At 58.9% G+C, this 20,165-nt stretch carries 23 protein-coding genes and 1 pseudogene; 10 read left to right on the top strand and 14 right to left on the bottom strand.

What is annotated here, in order from left to right; all coding sequences use genetic code 11:
- Positions 1–134: 134 nt before the first annotated feature.
- Positions 135–464 (top strand): ATPase inhibitor subunit zeta, encoded by a 330-nt coding sequence (locus ACZ9DP_RS08005; RefSeq protein ID WP_194731188.1) that lies wholly within the window; start codon positions 135–137, stop codon positions 462–464.
- A gap of 495 nt (positions 465–959) precedes the next feature.
- Here ACZ9DP_RS08005 and ACZ9DP_RS08000 read toward each other — a convergent pair whose 3' ends face one another.
- Positions 960–1,250, bottom strand: a complete 291-nt coding sequence (locus ACZ9DP_RS08000; protein ID WP_074071854.1) for a DUF6522 family protein — start codon at positions 1,248–1,250, stop codon at positions 960–962.
- Positions 1,251–1,469: 219 nt separating this feature from the next.
- Between ACZ9DP_RS08000 and ACZ9DP_RS07995 the strand changes: the two genes are divergently transcribed.
- Complete coding sequence (locus ACZ9DP_RS07995) at positions 1,470–1,847, top strand: YbaN family protein (RefSeq protein WP_074071855.1); 378 nt, start codon at positions 1,470–1,472, stop codon at positions 1,845–1,847.
- Positions 1,848–1,996: 149 nt separating this feature from the next.
- Here ACZ9DP_RS07995 and ACZ9DP_RS07990 read toward each other — a convergent pair.
- A pseudogene (locus ACZ9DP_RS07990) lies at positions 1,997–2,144 on the bottom strand (NapC/NirT family cytochrome c); the annotation flags it as partial.
- Between the two features lie 195 nt (positions 2,145–2,339).
- Between ACZ9DP_RS07990 and ACZ9DP_RS07985 the strand changes: the two are divergent.
- Positions 2,340–2,558, top strand: a complete 219-nt coding sequence (locus ACZ9DP_RS07985) for a hypothetical protein (protein ID WP_194731187.1) — start codon at positions 2,340–2,342, stop codon at positions 2,556–2,558.
- Between the two features lie 46 nt (positions 2,559–2,604).
- On the opposite strand, the gene ACZ9DP_RS07980 is transcribed toward ACZ9DP_RS07985, so the two are convergent.
- The 5 genes from ACZ9DP_RS07980 to ACZ9DP_RS07960 all read right to left on the bottom strand — a co-directional run bounded on the left by ACZ9DP_RS07980 (position 2,605) and on the right by ACZ9DP_RS07960 (position 8,846).
- Entirely contained in the window at positions 2,605–2,850 is a 246-nt protein-coding gene (locus ACZ9DP_RS07980) for a DUF982 domain-containing protein (RefSeq protein WP_074071858.1), read from the bottom strand.
- A gap of 145 nt (positions 2,851–2,995) precedes the next feature.
- Positions 2,996–3,946 carry a glycoside hydrolase family 25 protein gene (locus ACZ9DP_RS07975; RefSeq protein WP_194731186.1) on the bottom strand — a complete coding sequence of 317 codons (951 nt, stop codon included), beginning with the start codon at positions 3,944–3,946 and terminating at the stop codon, positions 2,996–2,998.
- 188 nt (positions 3,947–4,134) lie between these two features.
- Positions 4,135–5,568: an endo-1,3-1,4-beta-glycanase EglC gene (gene eglC, locus ACZ9DP_RS07970; protein ID WP_239600728.1), complete on the bottom strand. Its 1,434-nt coding sequence runs from the start codon at positions 5,566–5,568 to the stop codon at positions 4,135–4,137.
- 228 nt (positions 5,569–5,796) lie between these two features.
- Positions 5,797–7,107 (bottom strand): HlyD family type I secretion periplasmic adaptor subunit, encoded by a 1,311-nt coding sequence (locus tag ACZ9DP_RS07965; RefSeq protein WP_194731184.1) that lies wholly within the window; start codon positions 7,105–7,107, stop codon positions 5,797–5,799.
- Positions 7,104–8,846 carry a type I secretion system permease/ATPase gene (locus ACZ9DP_RS07960; RefSeq protein ID WP_476201125.1) on the bottom strand — a complete coding sequence of 581 codons (1,743 nt, stop codon included), beginning with the start codon at positions 8,844–8,846 and terminating at the stop codon, positions 7,104–7,106. The genes ACZ9DP_RS07965 and ACZ9DP_RS07960 overlap by 4 nt, the downstream gene beginning before the upstream one ends.
- Before the next feature lie 172 nt (positions 8,847–9,018).
- On the opposite strand from ACZ9DP_RS07960, the gene ACZ9DP_RS07955 reads away from it, so the two are divergent.
- The 4 genes from ACZ9DP_RS07955 (at position 9,019) to ACZ9DP_RS07940 (ending at position 12,718) form a co-directional block, all read left to right on the top strand.
- On the top strand, positions 9,019–9,207 hold the full coding sequence (locus ACZ9DP_RS07955) for a hypothetical protein (RefSeq protein ID WP_476201124.1): 189 nt from the start codon (positions 9,019–9,021) through the stop codon (positions 9,205–9,207).
- A gap of 123 nt (positions 9,208–9,330) precedes the next feature.
- The gene (locus ACZ9DP_RS07950) at positions 9,331–9,606 is read left to right on the top strand and encodes a hypothetical protein (RefSeq protein WP_040115459.1); all 276 of its coding nucleotides are present in this window, start codon (positions 9,331–9,333) and stop codon (positions 9,604–9,606) included.
- A gap of 125 nt (positions 9,607–9,731) precedes the next feature.
- A complete protein-coding gene (locus ACZ9DP_RS07945; protein WP_476201122.1) occupies positions 9,732–11,720 on the top strand; it encodes a PhoX family protein in 1,989 nt (662 codons plus the stop codon).
- 173 nt (positions 11,721–11,893) lie between these two features.
- Positions 11,894–12,718: an inositol monophosphatase family protein gene (locus ACZ9DP_RS07940; protein ID WP_476201120.1), complete on the top strand. Its 825-nt coding sequence runs from the start codon at positions 11,894–11,896 to the stop codon at positions 12,716–12,718.
- A gap of 9 nt (positions 12,719–12,727) precedes the next feature.
- Here the strand turns inward: ACZ9DP_RS07940 and ACZ9DP_RS07935 are convergent, their stop codons facing one another.
- From ACZ9DP_RS07935 to ACZ9DP_RS07915, 5 genes are read right to left on the bottom strand one after another with little or no spacing between them, the layout of a single operon-like run.
- Complete coding sequence (locus ACZ9DP_RS07935; RefSeq protein ID WP_476201118.1) at positions 12,728–13,576, bottom strand: glycerophosphodiester phosphodiesterase; 849 nt, start codon at positions 13,574–13,576, stop codon at positions 12,728–12,730.
- Entirely contained in the window at positions 13,569–14,648 is a 1,080-nt protein-coding gene (locus ACZ9DP_RS07930; RefSeq protein ID WP_476201117.1) for an ABC transporter ATP-binding protein, read from the bottom strand. Before ACZ9DP_RS07930 ends, ACZ9DP_RS07935 begins: the two co-directional genes overlap by 8 nt.
- 36 nt (positions 14,649–14,684) lie before the next feature.
- On the bottom strand, positions 14,685–15,512 hold the full coding sequence (locus ACZ9DP_RS07925) for an ABC transporter permease (RefSeq protein ID WP_476201115.1): 828 nt from the start codon (positions 15,510–15,512) through the stop codon (positions 14,685–14,687).
- Entirely contained in the window at positions 15,509–16,402 is an 894-nt protein-coding gene (locus ACZ9DP_RS07920) for an ABC transporter permease (protein ID WP_476201114.1), read from the bottom strand. The genes ACZ9DP_RS07925 and ACZ9DP_RS07920 overlap by 4 nt, the downstream gene beginning before the upstream one ends.
- A complete protein-coding gene (locus ACZ9DP_RS07915) occupies positions 16,402–17,547 on the bottom strand; it encodes an extracellular solute-binding protein (RefSeq protein ID WP_194731176.1) in 1,146 nt (381 codons plus the stop codon). Before ACZ9DP_RS07915 ends, ACZ9DP_RS07920 begins: the two co-directional genes overlap by 1 nt.
- A gap of 282 nt (positions 17,548–17,829) precedes the next feature.
- On the opposite strand from ACZ9DP_RS07915, the gene ACZ9DP_RS07910 reads away from it, so the two are divergent.
- Positions 17,830–18,051: a hypothetical protein gene (locus tag ACZ9DP_RS07910; RefSeq protein WP_476201113.1), complete on the top strand. Its 222-nt coding sequence runs from the start codon at positions 17,830–17,832 to the stop codon at positions 18,049–18,051.
- A gap of 181 nt (positions 18,052–18,232) precedes the next feature.
- Here the strand turns inward: ACZ9DP_RS07910 and ACZ9DP_RS07905 are convergent, their stop codons facing one another.
- Positions 18,233–18,712, bottom strand: a complete 480-nt coding sequence (locus ACZ9DP_RS07905) for a hypothetical protein (RefSeq protein WP_476201112.1) — start codon at positions 18,710–18,712, stop codon at positions 18,233–18,235.
- Here ACZ9DP_RS07905 and ACZ9DP_RS07900 point away from each other — a divergent pair.
- Positions 18,711–19,145, top strand: a complete 435-nt coding sequence (locus tag ACZ9DP_RS07900; protein WP_476201111.1) for a hypothetical protein — start codon at positions 18,711–18,713, stop codon at positions 19,143–19,145. The two genes, ACZ9DP_RS07905 and ACZ9DP_RS07900, sit on opposite strands and share 2 nt — an antisense overlap.
- Positions 19,146–19,256: 111 nt before the next feature.
- Entirely contained in the window at positions 19,257–19,574 is a 318-nt protein-coding gene (locus ACZ9DP_RS07895) for a PepSY domain-containing protein (protein ID WP_476201109.1), read from the top strand.
- Between the two features lie 382 nt (positions 19,575–19,956).
- On the opposite strand, the gene ACZ9DP_RS07890 is transcribed toward ACZ9DP_RS07895, so the two are convergent.
- On the bottom strand, positions 19,957–20,157 hold the full coding sequence (locus ACZ9DP_RS07890; protein WP_239600706.1) for a hypothetical protein: 201 nt from the start codon (positions 20,155–20,157) through the stop codon (positions 19,957–19,959).
- Positions 20,158–20,165: the final 8 nt, after the last annotated feature.

The raw sequence follows: 20,165 nt of genomic DNA, 5'->3' as shown, positions 1-20,165 counted from the left end.
CGCCTTGTCTCTCGCGCACACCGTCGCCTCAAAACGGAGGTTACGTCATGACGCACAAGCAAAGTCCTGTTTCGGCCCGGTCGCACTCGATGCTCACGGCCTTTTGCGCCGCGGCAAGGAAAAGGAGTTTTCGCATGACATCCTTGGACGATAGAAGACGGGCGCTTGAAGACAAATACATTCTCGACTTTGAACGGTCGCTTAAGGTCCGCGCCCGCCGAAATCGCCTGCTGGCGGAATGGGTTGCCGCTGCAATCGGCCGCAACGACGTCGACGCGTATGTGAACGAGGTCGTGGCAACAGCCATCGCTTCGCCGGAAGACTCGAATCTGCTGCAGAAGATTCGCGCGGACTTCAGTGCCGCTGGCCGGGCTGCCGATGAAGCACTTCTTCGCGAGAAGATGCACGACCTGATGTACATGGCTGCCGAAGCCATGGAGCGTGAGGACGCAACGCAAAGGTAGCGGGACGACAGATGGACCATATGGAGGTCCATCCCCTGAGAGCGGAGCGCGGCCAAGCTTGCGGCCAAGCTTATCGCCGCCCTCGGTCCACCTGCCGTGCAGGCGCCGGCTTAAGATTTGGCGATGGCCGAGTGTCGCTGCCGAGGAAGCGCGTGCCGATGTCGAAGAAGCTGACCGCCTCTGTCGCTCGCCATTTCCTCGTACTACACCTCTGCCTTGGGTCGAGGCCGCGTTGCGGTGTCGTGTCATTGGCGACATCTCCTCGACCGTGTTCTCGCCTGGAGCGTTTCATCACCCCGGGGTTCCTCGATGCCTTGGAGCGACCAATGCCGGGATCGTCATTGAGGCCGAAGATCGCGGCAAGATCCCAACGTTGATGGCGACTTCTCCCAGGGCATAAGGCCTTCACGAAGGGTATTGCAGACGAGGACAAGGTCCCTGCCCCCTGATGAGATAGCCCACGGCAAGAATGAACGGAAATAGGAATAGCCGCTTCTACGCAAGTTTCCGGCGGCTACTCCTTTTCATCGTGCCAGCCCGGGCGAAGGTCATTTCTTCGGAAATGACAGTATCGGAGTTGTCGAGGATCGCGCGCCAAATGCGATTGCCGATCCTGAGGCTCAGCCGCTGCAGGCCGAGATCCTCGCCCTCACCAATTTCCACGGTACTTGCAACCAATCCCATCTGCAGTTTTCGCCTGAACTCGGCTCCGGAGAGGCCGAAGCGCGAGGAAAGCTCTGCGGGATTGAGGATGAAGTCACCATTGTCGTCGCGCGTTATCTGCATTCTGGATCCCTTCCGGTCTTGTCCCTGATCGCGTCTCTAGGCGTGCGTTGTATGCCTGGTCGCTTTTTCGAGATATTCGGTTTGGTGGAAAAACGGATATGCGCAAGGTTGAACGGCGCGCACTGCAATCCTATTGTCCGCGCATCCCTATGGTATGCTGATAGAAGAAACGGCAGGGCGATCGGCGCTTTGGAGCGGTTGAACGGCTGAAGCCGCTTGATGAAAGGACATTCCGTGCGATTGCTGTTTGCTGCCCTTGGCTTTGGTTTCGTTGCAATCGGCGTTATTGGTATCTTCGTGCCGCTGCTTCCGACGACTCCGTTCCTGATCCTTGCCGCTGCTCTTTTCTCCCGCTCCTCCCCGCGCTTTGAGCGCTGGCTGCTTGCCCATCCGCGCTTCGGCGAGCCACTGCGAAATTGGCGGCGCCAAGGGGCGATCCGGCGACGTCATAAGCTTGTCGCCTGTATCTCGATGATTTGCAGCTTTCTCATTCTGCTCGTATTTTTCAGACCTTCAGCAATTGCGATGGTTGGCGCTGGAGTTCTGATGGCGGTTGCCGCGATCTATGTCGCGTCCAGGCCCGAACCGCGATACTGAAAATCCTCCACGACTGCCACACGGCCCTTGGCTTAGAACGCCCCGCGTGAATTTTGTCCAAAGCATGGGTGAGGTCATCGATCGGCGAATTGCCTGCCAAGCTCGAGGCGTTTGTCGAGAGACTCGGTCGTGTGTTGATCGTTACCTTACACCTCCTTGGAGGCTGGCATCTTGCGGGCGATCTTGTCTGTCCATTGGTGCGGAACGTGACGCCGGAACGCTTGGACAAATGAATGGTGCGGGTGAGCTCTCGTGACAGGGTGTGCAGAACTTTTCAGTGTTGGTAAGTTCCAGCGCAATTGCAATCAAGCAATCAAAATGCGCCGGAAAACAAAACCTATCGGAGGCATGGTCATCTAGAGTTCACGGTTTGGTCGCGAAGTCATGGGTATTGCGATCCCTGGAAGGAACTAGAGGATTGGACGTGCATTTCCAGAGATTGCCCAAACGAAAATGGACGCGCTTAATACCGCACTTGGAAGGATTGCCAGGATGAGTCTCGAAGGACACACGACAGCGCCGGGTGCAAACGTCCATGAGAACCATTACTGCGACCATGAAGATGCAAGTGGCATCCGTTGCACGCAATGGGGCTGTTACGGCTTCGAGGAGAGCACCGGCGCCACACGATGGTACTGCCGCAAGCATCAGCCGCTGATCTATCGCGGACTGCCTGCGCACGGCAGCATACACGTCTTGATCGGACGTTAGCCCGCGCTGGTTTGCCGGCTGCCCATACGGCGGCGGAACTTTCTGTTCAGCTTAAACGGAAGTGCGCTTCGACCGCTGCAGCAATGAATGCTTGTCGGGCTTTGGTCCCGTCGCACCCGCCATTAAGAGCGTCGTCACATATCTGCTCTGCTCGTCGGTACTGGCTTCCATGATAAGCCGGCCAGGAACGATCAAGCATCGACTTGGCTTGCCGCACGGTCTTGACCGTTCGCATAGTGCCCGTTACCGGATCCTCAAGAGTGATTGGAGTATCCCAAATAGCCCTTTTCATGACGCAGCACCTCCCGAAGCGGGAACGGTTTCATCCCAGTACGGTTCCGGGCTTGCCCCACTTCCGGCTGCATTGGTTAACAGGGTGTTTCCCTTTACCATCCGGCATGCCCTGAAGACCCGGTTCGATTGGACGCCACCGCTCGTCAGCGGCGGTCCGGCGAGATCGAAGACGTTACGATCAGGTCAGGTTGCGGCGCTTCAAGCGGCACGGAGCCGAATTCGATCTTTGCAAGGATCAGCGGAGGATCGGGCTCGGCAGGGCGCAGGAGACCGCCTTGGGGCCAGGCACGCCGCAATTCCTCCTTGGACATCGCTGCGACGTTCACGTCGATATCGGTCAGCGTGCCCGGCACGCGATATGGACAGCGCCGCTTTGAACAGTTGCTGGCGGAAGAAAACTGCCAGAGAAAATAGTTCTGCCAGTTCCCAAGCGGGAAGACCTTGCGGATGTCCGGCTTGTAACGCGCATACCAAAGGGGCAGCCTAGCCAGTACACTGTAGTCCCGCCGATATGCGGCAATATAGCGTGCCGTATCATGGTTGGTATAAAGGATCGGATAGCGTCCGGTTCTCGCCCTGATGTGCCCGACAAATATCTGCGCATCCTCGAGTGACATGAACCGATCGGGGTCGATGCCTTCGATATCGAGGATCATCAGATCGTCCGCATCCGGCGTCGCATAGTCGAGGAAGTGATTGGCCTGGTCGATGGGATTGCCGGGCCGGCCGACATGGTAGGCACCCCAGAGCAAGCCGTTCTGTCGGGCAATCATCCGGCGGCTCGTATAGAGCTCGCGGCTTACCGCGTATTTCCGCCACATCGTCTTGCAATGCGCAAACGTGTCTCCACGGTGCTCTCCCTCGCAGCTGAAGCTCTCGGGCAGACCATCGGATGCCTTGGAAATAAAGGCCGCGACGCGCTCGTCCTTGAGCAAGGCCTGCCAATCGATCGCATTCATTTCATAGGCGTCGACAACCAGCGCGTTGTTTGAACTCTTCCAGGGCGACACATCCGCCGCAAGCAGCCCCCCTGCTTCAGCGATGAAAGCAAGCAGACAAAGGCAGGAAAGAATCGATGCTCGGAGCCCCTTCATCGAGCCAAGGTAAAATACCCCGAGTTTATAATATATTAAGAATAAGGCAGCCTTAACGCGCGCCGCGTCCAAGCGGCTGATTGAGCGCCATGGCCATGGCGCTCAAGTGCACGACCCGTTCACCGTCGAAGCGCTCGGAACCAAGTCTGTCGCTTGAGATTCGCGTCGATCATCGGCCGGGGCAGATGTTAAATGTGCCAGTCGGTTGCAGCGGATTGGGCGCTGGCCGTGACCGGTGCATCATCGAGCGAATAGGCATGGATGTAGTCTATCTTCATCTGTGCCCCATCGGCGAACCCGGCACCCGGCGTTCCGGCCGTGCCGCCGACGGCGAGGTTTACCAGCATGTACATTGGATCATGCATGTCGGCCGGCGTATCGGCATGAGCAACGGCGACATCGTCGAAATACCAGACGATTTGATCTTCGTCCCACAAGACCCCATAGGTGTGGAAGCCATCGGTGCTTGGGACCTTGACCGGCGTCGAGACCGTGGTGCGCGAGCCGGTCTCGTTGCTGTGGACTGTCACGTTGACGGTGTTCGGATCCTGTCCCCGCATCTCGACGACGTCGAGTTCCGGCGGCCACGAGCCATCTTCAGGCAGCAGCCAGAAAGCCGGCCAGGCACCCTGTTCGGTCGGCATGTCGGCGCGCATTTCGAAGTACCCATAGGTCTGAGCGAAGGAGGAATGCGTGTTCAAGAGGCCCGACGTATAATCGTAGCCGTTGATCTGCGATTGGATTGCTTCGGAGGCCGGCGCCGCTGTTATGGTTAGCACCCCATTCTGAAGAGAGAAGGGATTGACGGCCGAGGTCGCAGAATAGGACGGATTGATGTACCACTGGAGTTCGCCATTGCCGGGGAGCGTGCTGCCCTTTTCCGGCGCCCACCAGAATTTGGCATCCCAAACGCCCTGGTCACCGTTGCGCAGCGACAGGCTGTTGAATTCATCGGCAAATGTGAGCGTGAGTGCGGACCGGTCGAGCGTCAGCTGGAACTGATCCGCGCTGAGGTCGGCGACGGTTTTGTTCGCAAAAACGATACTTTCTCCGCCACCGAGATCGAGCCGCAGGTTTGCGCCCTCCTGTGTGAGGTGGCTTACGACCTGATCGAAGCTCGACAGCCCGTAGCCGTTCAATCGGACGGTATCGTCGGTGCCGAAATCGACGACAAGGTCGCTGCCGTTGCCGCGCGTGAAGATGAACGTGTCGGAACCGCCGGCGCCGATGAGGACATCGTTGCCCGCGCGACCATCTATCGTTTGACTGCCGGATCCGCCGGTGATGATATTGTCCGCCGCATTGCCAAAGGCGTAGCGGCCGCTGCCGGTGACGGTCAGATTTTCGAAATTTTCAGGAAGCGTATAGCTCATCCAGGTGCTGATGGTATCGACCCCGGCGTTCGCGGCCTCCACCGCACGATTGATGCTGGAGTAAAGGTAATAGATGTCGTCACCCGTTCCGCCCTGCATGGTAACGTTTACGGAGGCGTCGCCCCAGATCGAATCGTTGCCGCTCGTCCCATTCAGCACAGGGCCTGAACCTTTGGCCGAAAACCAGGCGCTCGATGCACCGCTATAAAAGAGTGATTTACCAACGGCGTTCGTAACCGAGCTTGCCATATATGATTCTCCTTCGTTTTCTGCCTTGCGATAATAGACGACGATTTAGGCGATTTTGACTCTGTCGATTGGTTTTAGCTTCAACCTCCACGGAAAGCCTGCAACAGGCCTAATGGAATTATCGCCGCGCGTTTGCGGCTGTGCCACCATCTGGCGTTCGGACCATAGTGATCCATAGTGACACGGAAAAGACTTGCGCTTGCCCTCGCACGCGCCCCGCCAGATCACTCAGTCCTCCCGGAACGCGCGTGCCACCTGGTCGGTCAGAGGCTTCGTCAAATAGGCAAGAGCAGTACGCGCACCTGTTTGCACGAATGCTTCCACCGGCATGCCGGGGACGGGCACAAGGCCGCCCAATCGGCTCCATTCGCTCTGATCAACCGAGATCCGGACGGCATAGTAGGTCGTGCCGCTCTCCCGATCCGTCGTCAGATCGGCGGCAATCTGCTGCACGATACCGTTGATTTCGGGCGTGTTCCTTTGGTTGAAGGCAGAAAATCGCAGCCTGACCTCTTGGCCGATGGATAGCTGATCGATGTCCTGGGGCAAGACGCGGACTTCGGGCGTCAGCGTATCGCGGGCGGGCACGATCTGCATGATCGGCTCGCCAGGTGGAACGACAGCGCCGGCGGAGTGGACCGTAAGCTGATGGACGATACCTGTCTGAGGCGCCCGGATGTCAACGCGCCGCAGTTCGTCTCTTGCGGCGACCATTCGTTCCGAGAATTCTCCGATGTCGCTCTGCGTCTTGCGCAGTTCGTCCGATACTTCGCTGCGGTGATCGTCATCGATCTGAATGATCTGCAATTCCGTCTCGGTCACCTTACCGTTCGTCTGCGCAAGGCTTGCCACAAGGCTGCCGAGTTCGCCCGTCAGGCGCGCGGACTCGCGTTCAAGGGCATAGAGACGGTTGACGGGCACGATACCTTGATCGAACAGGCGCCTGACGCTCGCAAGCTCCTTGTCGATCAGCGCCATCTCTGCCTTCTTGCCGGTCTGCTGGGCGACAAGTCCCTCCGCTTCCTGCCGCAATTGCTGGATGCGTTCGCGCAACTGTGCTTTTCTGCTGGCACGCGATGTCCGGCGATCTTCGAACAATCGGCGCTCGCCTTCGATGATGCCGCCGTCTCCAGCTTCGCCCGCCTGTTCTAACAGGCTATCGGGAAACCCAATCTCCTCAACGCCGTCCCGTTCGGCGCCCAGCCTGGCAGAGGCGGCCGACAGCTCGTTCAGTCGCCGGGAGATGATTGCGAGGTTTGCCCGCAATTGCGTGTCGTCCAGATGCACGAGGATCTGCCCAGCCTCCACCAGCCCGCCGTTTTTGACGAAGATTTTCCCGACAGTGCCGCCCTTTTGATGCTGAACGGGCTTCACATAGCTGTCGACGACAAGCGTGCCGTTCGCAATCACCGCGCCGGAGAGATAGGTCGTTGCTCCGAGGCCCCCAACCACGCCGATCAGAAGGAGGACCATCGCGAGTGCGATTGTCGTAAGGCGGCTGATTGCAGCTTCGGATATGGGAGATCGCTTGTCGATCAACTGTCGCCTCCCGCTATAACCGTCAGCGTGCTACTGCGCGGAGCCGTCGAAACCGTTGCCTTATTGAAAACCTCGTCCTTCGCCCCGAAGGCCTGAAGCTGTCCATTGGCGAGTACCAGAACGAGATTGGCGGCCGCCAATGCACTTGGCCGGTGAGCAATAACGATGGCAATGCCCTTGCGTGCCCGGATGCCTGCGATCGCCTGAGCGAGCGCTGCCTCGCCATCGCTGTCGAGGTTCGAGTTCGGCTCATCCAGGACGACAAGGAAAGGATCGCCATAGAGCGCGCGCGCCAGGCCAATGCGCTGGCGTTGCCCGGCCGAAAGCATCGATCCGTTCTCTCCGATCTGGGTATCGAAGCCATCGGGAAACTGCACGATCATCTCATAGACGCCCGCAGCTCTTGCCGCTGCAATGATTTTCTCGGACGGGGCATTTCTGTCGAAACGCGCGATATTTTCGGCAATTGAGCCCTCGAAAAGCGACACTTCCTGCGGGAGATAGCCGATCGACCGGCCGAGCGACGACGGGTCCCACTGATCAAGGGACGCCTTGTCGAGACGCACCGAGCCGCCGATAGGTTTCCAAAGACCGACGAGTCCGCGGGCAAGCGACGATTTTCCAGATGCGCTCGGTCCGATGACGCCGACGGCGTCTCCGGCCTCCGCCTTGAACGAGACCCCGCGCAGTACCATCGTCCGGGTACCAGGAACGGCAAGGTGAAGCGCTTCCACGGACAGGTTGGCGGTCGGTGCAGGCAGGTCGACATGCCGCTCCTCGGCCGGCAGCAGTTCCAGATGCTTCGTCAGTCTGCTCCAGCTTTGCCGGGCGGCGACAAAGCCCTTCCATTGTCCGATTGCAAGCTCCACAGGTGCCAGCGCCCTGCTGACGAGGATGGAACTTGCGATCATGATGCCGGGCGTCGCCTCTTGCCTGACGACCAGGATGGCGCCGACCGCCAGCACACCGGATTGCAGCATCATCCGAAGGACTTTTGAGATCGACATCAGACTGGTCGTGACGGTCGTCGCCGAGATATGATTGGCAAGATACCGGTTGTTAACCTCGGTCCATTTGGTGGCCAGCAACGACCCGAACCCCATGGCCAACACGGCCTCGGAGTTTCGCCGTGTCGCTTCGGCAAGATTCAGTCGCCGCGCGGAAAGCTCTGCGGCAATTTTTGCCGGTTTGCGGGACTTGAATTCGGCGAGTGCTGTAAGGCCTATCAACATCACCGCACCGGCAAGCGCTGTGACACCGATCCAGACGTGAAAGAGAAAGCACAGACCGATGTAAAAAAGCATCCACGGCATATCGAACAGCGCCGTTGGCCCGGGGCCGGAGAGAAAACCGCGTACTGTATCAAGATCGCGGATCGACTGCAGACCGTCGCCCGGCATTCGCATCCGCGAGGGCAACAGGATCAGGGAGTTATAGACGTCGCCTCCCAAACGCTCGTCGACAGCGGCTCCGGCGCGCATCAAAAGCATCGAACGGATAAAATCGAGCAATCCCTGGAAGATGAAGAGCGTTGCTGCAATGATCGCAAGCCCGGAAAGTGTCGGCAGGCTTCGACCCGGAATCACCCGGTCATAGACTTGCAACATGAAGAAGGAGCCAGTGAGCGCCAATATGTTGACAATGCAGCTCGTGGCTCCGACACCCAGGAAAGCGCGCTTGAGGGAAAAAAGCACCGCCACAAGGAAAGCCCGTGGTGGGCCGGATTTTTCGTTCGTCATGCAGCGCTCCGCGGTTGTATCACCGACACGAAGCGGGAGCCGTTCGTGCAGGCCATTCAACATTTGATTCTCAGTTCGACGCTATTGTTATCATCCCATGCGGTCGGCGTGTTCCCGTTAAAAAGTTTCTTTCGGTCTAAATTAAGGACCGCTTTACAGCGGACGCATCTGAATGGCCGATGTGCAGGAACGGGACGAGGTCGCGCATGCCTTGCGGACGAAATTTTCACCCACTATCTCAGCCGCGGCGTTCGAGAAAAGCAAGCCCGGCCTGCAAATCCTGCTGTGGATAAGGGAGATTGCCGACGAAATTTGGCCCTGTTGGCCGCCTACGGGCTGGGATCCGGCAACCTTTCGTTAACCATGCCGGCCTATCAATGGGGCGCTGCTTTTCCGCGATAGCAAGGCAGCACGTCGCGTGGCGGGCTTTGCCGCTTCAGGCACGTGGCGCTTGGGCTGGATATCTTCGCCAAGGAGTTTGCAAATGCAGCTTATCGCTTTACCGGATACGTTCAACCTGATCGGCAACGATGCGCTTATCGTCATGAAGGCCGAGGACACACATCAAGCCGTGTGTGTGACGAAAGATGCGCTTGCTGGTGTTCAGGCTGCGCCCGACCCACGGTGGCTGCCGCAGGATCTGAGCGTACTCGAACTTATTGCAAGCCGGAAATTCGATCATGGCGAGATCGCCTTCGATGGCCGCATCTGGATCACGGCGAAGGATGTCCAGAACTGGCATAAAATGACGCGGCATTAAATTCAGCCGACGACGACGGGTTACGAGCGAGCGACAAGGCAATTGTCGCATTTCCGTAATATCCCAGCCCTAAGTTTAGAATGGCTCCAAAACTAGGGGCCGTTCTCAACTTTGGAGCCAGTCCCATGAATGAACATCTTTCTCAAAAGATATTCCCCACGACGCAACTTGAAGACGCAGATGGCGAAGGCCACAATTCGAGCCTCAATCCGACCATGGGCGAAATCATCAGCAAGCGCTTTTCGCGCCGTAGTTTCCTCCAGGGTTCGCTTGCAGTTGCCGCCATTACCGCGACCGTCAGCCCAGTGGCGTTGATGACGGCGGAAAAGGCGCGCGCGAATGGCGCTTCTGCCTTCTCCTTCCCGGAAGTCGAGGCCGGCGTGGATGCCAACCATCACGTCGCCGAAGGCTACAACGCCGACGTCCTTTTGCGTTGGGGCGACGCGCTCTTCCCCGACGCACCGGCCTTCGACCCGACCAAGCAGACGGCAGAAGCCCAGCGCCGGCAATTCGGCTACAACAACGACTATGTCGGCTTCATCCCGCTTGAAGGTTCTTCGACAAACGGGCTGCTTGTCGTAAACCACGAATATACGAACCCGCACCTGATGTTTCCCGGCATCGTCAAGATCGTCGACGGGAAGATCTCCCAGGGCAAGCTCAGCAAGGAACAAGTCGACGTCGAAATGGCCGCGCATGGCGGCACGATTGTCGAGATCCGCAAGGTCGACGGAAAGTGGCAGGTCGTTCCGGAAGGCCGCTACAACCGCCGCATCACCTCTACCACGGAAATGCAGCTTACCGGCCCGGCTGCCGGTCATGATCGGGTCAAGACCTCGGCGGACGCCACCGGCACGCGCGTCATCGGCACGCTCAACAACTGTGCCGGCGGCGTGACCCCTTGGGGCACCTACATCATGGCTGAAGAGAATTTCCACGGCTATTTCTCCGGCGAACTGCCGGAAGGCCATAGGGAAGCCGCCAATTACAAGCGCTACGGCGTGCCGGAAGGCGGATATGATTGGGCCAATTACTACGACCGCTTCGACCTCTCCAAGGAACCGAACGAACCGAATCGCTTTGGCTGGATCGTCGAAGTCGACGTCATGGATCCGACCGCGACCCCGAAGAAGCGCACCGCTCTTGGCCGTACCAAGCATGAGGGAGCGGCATCGATCGTCAGCAAGGACGGCCGTGTTGTCTTCTATCTCGGCGATGATGAACGCTTCGACTATGTCTACAAGTTCGTGACGTCGGGAACGTTCAATGCGAACGATCGTGCCGCCAATCTTGATCTCCTCGATGAGGGCACGCTTTACGTGGCCAAATTTGCCGAGGACGGTACGTTGCAGTGGCTGCCGCTCATCTTCGGCCAGGGACCGCTGTCAGCCGAAAACGGCTTTGCCAGCCAGGCCGACGTTCTCATCGAGACGCGTCGCGCCGCCGACATTATCGGCGCAACGAAAATGGACCGGCCGGAAGACATCGAACCGAACGCCGTCAACGGCAAGATTTATGTCATGCTGACCAACAACAGCAAGCGCAAGGCCGATCAGGTGGACGCCGCAAATCCCCGCCCCGACAACGCCTTCGGTCACATCATCGAGATCACCGAGGATGGCGGCGATTACTCAGCAACTTCAGGCAAATGGGAAGTTCTCTTGAAGTGCGGCGATCCTTCGGTTGCCGAAGTCGGCGCGACTTTCTCGACCGAAACTTCCAAGAACGGCTGGTTCGGCATGCCGGACAACTGCGCCGTCGATTCGGCCGGCCGTCTTTGGGTCGCAACGGACGGCAATAACAACAAGGCCACCGGCCGCACTGACGGCCTTTGGGCTGTCGACATCGAGGGTGACGCCCGCGCCACCTCTCGCCTGTTCTTCCGCGTCCCGGTCGGTGCCGAGCTCTGTGGTCCGCTCTTTGCCCCGGATGACGAAACGGCTTTCGTCGCCGTGCAGCATCCCGGGGACGGCGGTGATGACTGGGCGGGCCATGGCCGCCCATCCTATTACGAGGATCTTTCCACCAGGTGGCCAGACTTCAAGGATGACATGCCGGTGCGCCCGTCTGTACTCGCCATCACCAAGATCGGCGGCGGCAAGATCGGCATCTGAGACGGCGCGTTGACAGAGCCTTTGTTAGCCGGGACGAGTGCGTCGTCCCGGCTATTGTTGTTCACAGGGACACAATCGTGTCTGCATCCATGCCCTCTCGTGTCACAAAAACTTCATGCGCCTCTGCGAAAGCTTTGGGCAAACGAAATCCGCAATCTCCATAAGAATTCTTCATGACATCGACCTCGGTCTCCACCCGCTTGTCACCGGCGGCCTCGCAACGCCTTTTGCTTCTCGCAAATACGGCACTGAAAGCGGGGCAAACCGCCCGCAGGTCGCTAAAGCGGCGGCTGGTGAGCGAGATCGTGTCGAAGGCTCCGCGTGACTACCAGACGGAAATCGACGTGGCGGTCGAGGGGATCATCGTCGATGAGGTGGCGAAAGCCTTTCCCACTTACGCGATCAAAGGAGAGGAAGCCGTCGGCAATCGTGATGCCGAGGCAAGCACACCTGTCATCTATATCGACCCGATCGACGGCACGACAAACTACGCCTGGGGCATTCCGCATTTCGGCATGACGATTTCGATCGCCGAAGGTGGCCGCATCGTGGCTGGTGTCGTCTATGATGCGATGCAGGATGAACTGTTCAGCGCGGAGGCCGGCGGCGGCGCTTATCTGAACGGTGAGCCGATCCGCTGCATCGAGAACGCCGAAATCGAAAGCGTGCTGATCGGCGCTGGACTGCCCGTTCCAGGACAAGTGAAAGCCGTCAGCGAGGACACTTACTTCACCGCGCTCAAGCGGCTGATGGTCAATACGGCTGGTGTGCGGCGGCTGGGCTCAGCAGCACTTTCGATTGCCTATGTGGCATGCGGACGGCTGGACGGCTTCTTCGAAGACGGCCTGTCGCTGCATGATTATGGCGCGTCGGTCCTTCTGGTCGAAGAGGCTGGCGGACAGGTTTCGGCCTTTTGCGGCGGGCCGGTCACGGCAAACGGCGATATCCTCGCCGCAAATAGGGCGATCCATCCGTGGCTTGTCCAGGGGTTTAATTGAGCTCGGGACTTACTGGTGCTTGACCAGCAGCGCTTCCAGCCCGACCGGATCGTCGGTCGTGATTTGATCCGCTTTCAGCGTAAGAAGCCGGCGGACCTTCGGCAAGACTTCGGGAACGGCTGCCGTGATGGTATAGGCATCGACGCGGCGGCCAGCGCGATGGAAGGCGTCAATGAGGTCATAACCTGCAGCGTCGGCGAAGAGCACCAGTTCGTAATAGAGATAGAACATTCGCGCGCGCGGCGATGCCTTCAGCGCTGTTTCCACGAAACCTGCGAAGTCGCGGCTTTCGATCACGCGCTCAATCGCCCCGTCGTGACAAGGGTCATAGCCGATCGGCATGTCGGGAACCGCGTCGGAAAGCCGTTCGACGGCTCTAGCATCGCCCCCAGACAGAATGACCGACCGTGCGACCGGCGACATTGCTGCGGCAAAGGCGGTAATGTCCACGTCGCGGATACTCGCGGACGCCTCCTTGAGATCCAGCTGCAGGACGGCATTTTCATCGCATTCGCCCGCAAGAAGAAGCTGCCCGAGATCGTCGATCAGCATCACCGGGTGATCTGCCGGCACGCCGGTATCATCGCGAAGCTGCAAGCCACGCAGATACTCCTGCGAAGCATCCAGGACACGGCCCGTGCCCGTCGTGGCCCGATCAAGTGTCTCATCGTGAAGAACCGCAAAACCTTCGCCGCAAAAACGAATGAGATCTATCTCGACGCTGGCGCCGAGCAACATGCCTTCGGCAATCCGCCGGCGTGTGAATGAGATGTCGCCGGCGAAGCGATGGCCACGATGCCATTTCAGCCATGTCCGGTGCGCACCTGTTTCGACGGCAATCCCCCTGCGGTCAGACATGTCCGAGCATCCGATCGGTTTGCAGCTCGCCGGCGGCGGCCGACCGATGGACGAGCTTGTTGTCACGAAAGGCGAAATAGGCGGTGGCTGCCGGTTCCACAAGGGAGCCCCTTGTCCAATCGACATCCGGTGACGTCATGGCCTTGAGCCGCGTGCCGTCCGCAAGGTCGATATCGACGATCCTGTGAGTGCCGAAATCGATGCTGCGATGCACGATGCCGGCGCCTGACTTCTTTGACCGGCTGAGCGAGAGCGCTTCCGGTCGGAAGGCGAGCACGAGATCGCCGTCTTCGACCGGAACTGCAAGCGAAAAATCCGGATGTTCGCTGATCCCGTTGCGGACTTTCACGCGAACGAAATTCATGGAGCCGATAAAACCTGCCACGAATTCGGTCTTCGGTTCGCGGTAAATGAGGTCCGGCGGTGCGGTCTGTTCCGTGCCGCCATCCCGCATGACGACGAGCCGGTCGGCAAGCGCCAGCGCCTCGTCCTGCCCATGAGTGACAAACAGGGTCGTGATGCCGAGGCGCTGCTGGATGTCGCGCACCTCTTCCCGCAGGCGCTCGCGCAAATGCTGGTCGAGACTGGCAAAAGGCTCGTCGAGCAGCAGGATCTTCGGCTCGAGCACGAGCGAGCGCGCCAGCGCCACGCGCTGCTGCTGCCCGCCCGAAAGTTGTGTCGTCATCCGCTTTCCGTAGTTGGAAAGGCCGACAAGTGCGAGCGCGCTTTCAACGCGCTCCGCGAGCTCGGGTTTCGGCAGCCTGCGTATCTTCAACCCGAATGCGATATTGTTGAAGACGTCCATATGCGTCCAGAGCGCATGGCTTTGAAACACCATCCCTGTCGGGCGCTTCTCCGGCGCAAGTGTCGTAACATCCTTGGCGTCGATGAGAATTGAACCTGCACTCGGTCGTTCGAAACCGCCGATCATGCGAAGAAGCGTGGACTTGCCGGACCCCGATGGTCCGAGCAGGCAGACGAGCTCGCCATCATCGACATCGAGCGAGAAATCGCGCACTGCGAACGAAGCGCCGAAGGCCTTCGAAATCCCTTTGATCGTCAAGCGTGCCATTTCAAGCCTTTCTTCGGGTCATGCCCGATCCGCACGTCACGCGCCAAAGCCGCGGGCAAAGGCACCCGTTCCAACGACACGGCGGGCAAACATCAGTGCGATGAAGGACGGCACCCACAACATGACCGAGAGGACTGCGCCGTACTGCACGACGATCTGATTGTTGATGAAGGTGATCATCAATACCGGCATGGTTCGGACCTCAGGAGCACCGATCAGCCACGCTCCCTCCGTTTCGTAGAAGGTACCAACAAAGGTGAGCAGAAGCGCAGCCGCGATTGTCGGTGCAGCCTGCGGAAGGGTGATCGACCAGAACACCCGCAGTGGTGCCGCACCTGCATCCCGGGCCGCTTCCTCCATGCGCCGGTCAACGTTCTGGAACGCCGCGACAGGGATCCAGATCATCAGCATGAGGGTGCCGACGAGCTGGATCAGGACGACACCCCAGAACGTGCTGATCAGGCCGAGCTGCAGGAAGATGCCGGCGATCGCGACAAGCAGTCCGAACTTCGGGAAGGCGTGCGAAGCAAGAAAGGACAGGAAGAGGATGTTCCTGCCCGGAAAGGTCATGCGCGCAAATGCGTAAGCCGCCGGCAGGCAGATGACAGCCGACAGCAGCGTCACGGTCGCCGTCAGCCGAAGGCTGAGAAAAAGCGATTCCCAGACGTCGGAGCGCGATAGCGTCTGCGACCAGAAGCGCAGCCCGAACTGCTGCGGAATGACAGAGGGATAGCGCCAGACCTCGGTAAAGGCCCAGGTTCCGACAACAATCAGCGGAAGCGCGATGAACAGGGTCAGCAGCGCCGCAAACAGGATGCCAACCCAATCGATCCTTGCCGCACCGGCAGCTTTACCAAGGCTCATCGACCGCCCTCCCGGTTTTTCGCGATCGAGCGAACATAGAAGATCCCGAACACCAGGCAGAAGCCGAAGGTGATCACCGCTTGCGTCAGAGCATTCAGCGGGTCGTTGAGGTCGGAGAAGGTGCGTTGCATGAACGGCCCCATCATTTCGGGCGAAGCTGGGCCAAGCACGTAAGGCAGCGTGAAGGACGAAAAGATGCCGAGGATGGCGAAGGAGGCCGTGACGAGAAACGAATTGCCCATGCGCGGCAGGATAATCGAAACGAAGACCCGCAGCGGAGAAGCACCGACATCGCGCGCAGCTTCGATCGAGCTTTTCGCGATATTGCCCAATCCGGCCGCCAGCATCAGCACCGTCAGGGGAAGATTGTCCCAGACGAGGCCGATCACTGGCCCCCAGGGTGTCAGATATGGAGACGGCAGCTTTGGCAGGCCGGTCGCGTTCAGGAGGATGTCGACGGTGCCGTTCGGACCGATCGTGCGGATAAGCGCGTAGGAGAGGATGATCGACGGGACGAACATCGGAAAGATTGCAAGGCCTTGGACATAGGCTGCGAGCCGTCCCTGCGAAAAGCGCAGATAGAGGGCGATCGGTAGGCCCGTCGCGAGAAGCAGCAGGCCGCAAACCAGCGTCGTCCAGAGCGTAAGCCAGAGATTGGCGAGGCTATAGGTATCGCTGAAGAAAAAGCGGTAGGAGGCAAGCGAAAAGACAGTAGCGCCGTCCGGTTGGCGCAGGAAAACCGTGCCGACGACTGCGGCGATGATCGGATAGACGATCAGCCAACCCAGCAGAAGCACCGGCACGGCGACGAGAAGAAGCCCTGCCGAAGCGTTCGTGGCGGCTGGTGTGCGCCAGCGCGCCAGCGATGGTAGCGGAAAATCCCTGCGCATCAGGTACGGCTGATGCCCGGCGCGACGCTGCGGTACCAGCCGTCGTTGATGGCAGGCTCCCAATCGCCGCTCGGAAAGGTCGGGATCGTCGCCGGGACGACATCGGCATATTTCTGGCGGAGTTCCTCGGAGATATGGTCCCAGGAGATGCCCGGAAAACCGCCGATCTCGGTGATGATCGCTTCCTGCATCTCCTTTGTCAGCAGGAAGGCGGTGAGCTTCAGGGCCGCGTCCTTGTGCGCGCCGTTCGAAAACACCGTCATGCGGGAGAAATTACCGCAAAGCGCAAGGTCGCCGAGCTGAACGAGGCCGGTCGTTTCCGGCAGAACGCCCTGCGAGATCGCCTGCAGGACCTGGTCGGACCAGACCGGCGTCATGGCGACGACGCCCTGCGCCAGAAGCTGGATCGACTGCGTGTTGCCAGCCGTATAGGCGCCCTTTTCATAGAGCGACGGCGCAAGGTCGTTGAGGATCGCCCAGGCAGGCGTCAGGGTCTGGTTGGCGTAATCGGCCGAGAAGTTGTCGATCGTGAATTTCTTCGGATCGCGGCCGTTGGCCTCATGGATGGCGCGGCGAACGAAGTTTCCGCCTGAACCACCTTTGTCGGGACGATTGTAGATAAACTGGCCCGGATTGGCCTTGATCCATGAAATCAGCTGTTCCCAGGTTTTGGGCGCATCCATTGGGTCGAGCTTGGCCTTATCGTAGGCGAGAAGAACCTGCGAGCCGCGGTAGGGAAGCGAATATTCGCTGTCGACGCTCAGCGGATTGACGCGGTCGAAGCCTTCGATGTTCTCTGCAGAGAACTTGACCCAAAGACCGGCGTCGATCCCACCCGTCGGCAGGCGTGGATCGAAGGTTTCGAAGATGTCTGCCTGCGGATCCGTCTTGGTCTGCAGGGCGGCCAGGGCTCGATCTGCAATGGCGCGCAGGCCGGTATTGTCGCCGGCATCAGTGACCTTCAAGGCAACGTCCGGATGGGCCGCTTCGAAAGCCGGACGGACGATGTTGTTCCAGAAGTCGACGATATTGGCATCGGAGCCGCTGTAGAGATCGATAGTCCTCGCTGCGGCGGTGGCAAAACGCGGCGCAGCCAGCAGAGCTGCTGCGGCCGACGACGTGATAAGAAACTCGCGTCTGTTCATTACCTTCTCCATTCGTTTCGCGGTCGCACCCCGCGTGCCTGTTGGAGCTAGCTAACGCTGACGCGTGACATCGGGATGACAAAAGGGTCCGGACGAAGGGTTTTTTGCACAGCCGTGCATTCTCATCTCTGCAACAACAAAATCGACAAAAGATGGGCGAATCCGACGTTCTTGCATGCGGCTTATGATTGACGGCCGGCCTGCGGCCATCTTTTCGCCGTCGCTCTTACATTAGATTGTAATCAATCGCGGCTAGATTGTTTTCATCATCAGGAGGCAACTATGCGCGATATGACCATGTCAGAGATAATGAGCGATCCACTGATCCGACAGCTTATGCGCGCCGACAGGGTATCGCTTGACGTTTTCGCAACATTGCTTCGCGAAGCTGCAGCGCGCGTAGACGCACAGGCAATGAAGGGCACGAGCGCCGCCGTGCGGCCAGACGATAACGAGACTTCAGCACAGTCGCACGGGACGATCATGCAATCGGAAGCAGTATAGAATTGCGGGCCTCAATTTTTGCCGCCCACGCTATGCTTTCTGACCTGTGAGCATGCGGGTCTTCCAGCCCGAGAATGGTCTCATGGGCGCCGGGTGGGGTTTGATCGGTCCCGTAACAGCGATCTGCCAAGCCGCGATATGGCCTACAACTTCAAGAGGAAGCGAAGATCCAAAGCGGGCGTCAGCGGGTAGCGCCCCAGAGGTAGGCGACTGCCGCAACTATGCCGACGGCAGTCAGCGGCCTTGCCCTTACATGCTCCTCGATTTCATACACAAAGCTTCTCGCCTGAACTTTCGCGATCCGCGCCGTACCGGAGGCGAGCTCTGTTGCGGACTCTGAGACGCGGCTTACTTCTGATCGCAGAGCCTTGATCTCGCCGCGGCTGACCTCGTTCCGCTTTCGACTTGCAGCGAGCGCTTCATCGACCAAGGGAGATTGTTCGTCGGGCGGTTCGGGGTCGCGCTGCCGCTGGACGCGCTCGGCCACCTCGGCGTCCACTCTTCCAGATGGTGCCGTGGTGTGGGTGACCGAAACGGGATCTGAGGCCGGAAAGGTGTCCTCAAGTCCTTTCTCGAGTTCGCCCTTTCGCGATCGCTTGCGCTGCTGGGCCTGCTCCCGCTTCATGGACTGAACTGCTGGGGATTCGTCTGGATTTGGCATGTTGAGTTCCTCCTTGCTTGATCGCAGTAATCCCGCAGGTGCCGGGAAGTTCCGGATTTGTGTTCAAACTGCCACCGGCCAGCATGTCAAAGTCGAAATTCATCATGAACCTCGCGGGATACCCCGGGGTTCAGGCCGGGGAGGAACGCGAGAGCGGCGTTGGGCCGCTTCCCGCTGGGATTTGACATATTCGGAGATCACCGAGAGCGGTGCGCCGCCACAGCTTGCCGCAAAGGAGGACGGCGACCACAAAACGCCCTTGTGGGAGCGCCCGGTATTTCAGCAAAACAATCTCTATGAGTCTGTTTTCGTTGATGGTCTTGCCCACGCTGGTTTTTTCGTGGCTACGATGATTGGCTCTAAAGGCTTCAACAACTGGCGGGCATGCGTTTGCATTGCGTTACAGCTCAGGAGAAGGCGCGTTAAATCATAGGGATGCATTGGGATCTTAAGATGCCGCTTACGCCCGGAAAATTTCTGGAACTTTAAAGTTCGACCGGTGTTCCGTGCACGGATCTCGGCGATCCCAAAAAGGAACACAACAATGCGCGCGTTCATCCTAGCCGCTACCGCCCTCGGGGCATCCGCCTTCTCTGTGCTAGCCCAGGCAACACTTGCGCCATCCCCGTCCGGAAACACGCCTGCGATCGCAACACCAGGCACGAAGAACCCGACTGCCCCCGTCGCAGGTGCCAACAGCTTCACCCAAGCCCAGGCAAAGGATCGCATCGAAAATTCAGGCTACACGGAGGTTAAAGACCTAAAGCTCAACGACAAAGGCGTCTGGATGGCCTCGGGCATGAAGGACGGCAAGGCTGTTTCGATCGCCCTCGACTATCAGGGCAACATTGTCGCCGAATAGGGAACACCCAGGCGCCGAAATGAGAGTTATATCCGGATTTTTCGACGACTACTGCGAAACGAAACCGCAGCAGTGCGAAGCATGGCCAAAACCTACGAACGTTGCTGTCATCGTAGATTTTATTTCAACCGACACTTTAGGTAAGCGATCAGAAGTCACTGATATAACAGGGAGACCGCTTCATGATCGGGATAGGCACTTGCATGCGTCCAACACGGCTGGGGCGGATTTCTATAAGCTTGGGGCCTTTCCGTTGGCCGTTTTGTCAGCCGCGACTGGGTCCTTGCGGATCCTTACGAAATTGCCTCACCAGCAGATCGGGTAAAACAGACCACGAACCTGTCTGCTGCGACAGCCGGCCAAATTTAGACCTGCAAGCCTATCAGTCCCCGCGCAGTTTATGGGTGATGAAGACAGCTATGCCGCCGATCCCCAAGACTATGACACCCCATAGAATCCAGACACTTTGATTGACCATGAAACTCGAGGAAGGATACGGGAAGAGCCCGCTACCTTGTCCGATCCAGAGCAATCCGAGCAGGATCAAACTCGCCCCGAATGCATAACTGAATTTCCGTCTCATGTTCATCC

Source organism: Rhizobium sp. USDA 4016 (assembly GCF_056279705.1).
Note: the sequence above shows the minus strand (reverse complement) of the source record. Positions and strands in the feature narration are given on the sequence as shown.

Excerpts from the sequence above, each read along its gene's own strand:
- ACZ9DP_RS07915 (WP_194731176.1), bottom strand. The coding sequence starts at position 17,547 with ATGAACAGACGCGAGTTTCTTATCACGTCGTCGGCCGCAGCAGCTCTG.
- ACZ9DP_RS07975 (WP_194731186.1), bottom strand. The coding sequence starts at position 3,946 with ATGAAGGGGCTCCGAGCATCGATTCTTTCCTGCCTTTGTCTGCTTGCT.
- ACZ9DP_RS07895 (WP_476201109.1), top strand. The coding sequence starts at position 19,257 with ATGCGCGCGTTCATCCTAGCCGCTACCGCCCTCGGGGCATCCGCCTTC.
- ACZ9DP_RS07980 (WP_074071858.1), bottom strand. The coding sequence starts at position 2,850 with ATGAAAAGGGCTATTTGGGATACTCCAATCACTCTTGAGGATCCGGTA.
- ACZ9DP_RS07945 (WP_476201122.1), top strand. The coding sequence starts at position 9,732 with ATGAATGAACATCTTTCTCAAAAGATATTCCCCACGACGCAACTTGAA.
- ACZ9DP_RS07905 (WP_476201112.1), bottom strand. The coding sequence starts at position 18,712 with ATGCCAAATCCAGACGAATCCCCAGCAGTTCAGTCCATGAAGCGGGAG.
- ACZ9DP_RS07985 (WP_194731187.1), top strand. The coding sequence starts at position 2,340 with ATGAGTCTCGAAGGACACACGACAGCGCCGGGTGCAAACGTCCATGAG.
- ACZ9DP_RS07910 (WP_476201113.1), top strand. The coding sequence starts at position 17,830 with ATGCGCGATATGACCATGTCAGAGATAATGAGCGATCCACTGATCCGA.
- ACZ9DP_RS07960 (WP_476201125.1), bottom strand. The coding sequence starts at position 8,846 with ATGACGAACGAAAAATCCGGCCCACCACGGGCTTTCCTTGTGGCGGTG.
- ACZ9DP_RS07925 (WP_476201115.1), bottom strand. The coding sequence starts at position 15,512 with ATGAGCCTTGGTAAAGCTGCCGGTGCGGCAAGGATCGATTGGGTTGGC.
- ACZ9DP_RS07995 (WP_074071855.1), top strand. The coding sequence starts at position 1,470 with ATGAAAGGACATTCCGTGCGATTGCTGTTTGCTGCCCTTGGCTTTGGT.
- ACZ9DP_RS07890 (WP_239600706.1), bottom strand. The coding sequence starts at position 20,157 with ATGAGACGGAAATTCAGTTATGCATTCGGGGCGAGTTTGATCCTGCTC.
- ACZ9DP_RS07930 (WP_476201117.1), bottom strand. The coding sequence starts at position 14,648 with ATGGCACGCTTGACGATCAAAGGGATTTCGAAGGCCTTCGGCGCTTCG.
- ACZ9DP_RS07935 (WP_476201118.1), bottom strand. The coding sequence starts at position 13,576 with ATGTCTGACCGCAGGGGGATTGCCGTCGAAACAGGTGCGCACCGGACA.
- ACZ9DP_RS07900 (WP_476201111.1), top strand. The coding sequence starts at position 18,711 with ATGTTGAGTTCCTCCTTGCTTGATCGCAGTAATCCCGCAGGTGCCGGG.
- ACZ9DP_RS08005 (WP_194731188.1), top strand. The coding sequence starts at position 135 with ATGACATCCTTGGACGATAGAAGACGGGCGCTTGAAGACAAATACATT.
- eglC (WP_239600728.1), bottom strand. The coding sequence starts at position 5,568 with ATGGCAAGCTCGGTTACGAACGCCGTTGGTAAATCACTCTTTTATAGC.
- ACZ9DP_RS07940 (WP_476201120.1), top strand. The coding sequence starts at position 11,894 with ATGACATCGACCTCGGTCTCCACCCGCTTGTCACCGGCGGCCTCGCAA.
- ACZ9DP_RS07950 (WP_040115459.1), top strand. The coding sequence starts at position 9,331 with ATGCAGCTTATCGCTTTACCGGATACGTTCAACCTGATCGGCAACGAT.
- ACZ9DP_RS08000 (WP_074071854.1), bottom strand. The coding sequence starts at position 1,250 with ATGCAGATAACGCGCGACGACAATGGTGACTTCATCCTCAATCCCGCA.
- ACZ9DP_RS07920 (WP_476201114.1), bottom strand. The coding sequence starts at position 16,402 with ATGCGCAGGGATTTTCCGCTACCATCGCTGGCGCGCTGGCGCACACCA.
- ACZ9DP_RS07955 (WP_476201124.1), top strand. The coding sequence starts at position 9,019 with ATGGCCGATGTGCAGGAACGGGACGAGGTCGCGCATGCCTTGCGGACG.